This is a genomic window from Streptomyces boluensis (assembly GCF_009908195.1).
Classification (GTDB): Bacteria; Actinomycetota; Actinomycetes; order Streptomycetales; family Streptomycetaceae; genus Streptomyces; species Streptomyces boluensis.
In genome coordinates, this window is sequence record NZ_JAAAHS010000771.1 from 1 (window position 1) to 718 (window position 718).

Sequence of the window (718 nt, forward strand, 5' to 3'; positions counted from 1 at the left end):
GAAGGTGCGTGCGCGGCAGGGGCGCCGGGACCGGCGAACCAGCGGACCACACCCGTCGACGAAGTCCGCATCGCGCCGACGACTCGGGTGCCGGGGCGGGTCCCGATCCGTACGACGAGGAAGGCGACGAGCGCGCCGAAGATCAGACCGAACGCCACGTCGTGCGGGTAGTGCACGCCGACGAAGACGCGGGAGAACGCCATCAGCACCGCCATCGGCAGGGTCAGCCAGGCCAGCGAGCGCCAGGTGAGGACCAGGGCGACGGCCGCGGCGCCCGCGATCGTGGAGTGGTTGCTCGGGAAGGACCAGTCGCCCACCGGCGGACACTCCACGAGCGAGGCCGCGGCGCCCGCCACGGCCCGGCACGGACGTTCCTCGTCCACCAGCGACTTGAACACCTCGCTGCACACGTAAGCGACCGCAGTGCCGAGCGGCGCGAGCACGGCTATCGCGACCGCGCGGGACTCGCCCCGCCGGGCCCGCCACCAGGCGGCCGCGAAGAGCACACCGAAGAGGAGCAGGCCCGCCTCCGTCCATACCTCGGCGAGGTGTTGGAGCCAGGTCGGGGTGGACTGGGCGAAGCCGGTGATGTCGCGGTAGAGGTCGGAGGTGTCGACCGGGGTGTTCGGGTCCATGGCATCCATGGTCAGGGACGCCGCGGACCGCTCGTGACCCGAGGTGCCCCGGCTGCGGGCTGATGATCCGTAAAAGTCGGGGC

At 72.0% G+C, this 718-nt stretch carries 1 protein-coding gene; it reads right to left on the reverse strand.

Features of this window, described 5'->3' with window-relative positions; translation table 11 throughout:
* Positions 1-635: phosphatase PAP2 family protein (locus GUY60_RS38020; RefSeq protein ID WP_161706049.1), on the reverse strand; the 635-nt coding region annotated here is incomplete at its 3' end.
* Positions 636-718: the final 83 nt, after the last annotated feature.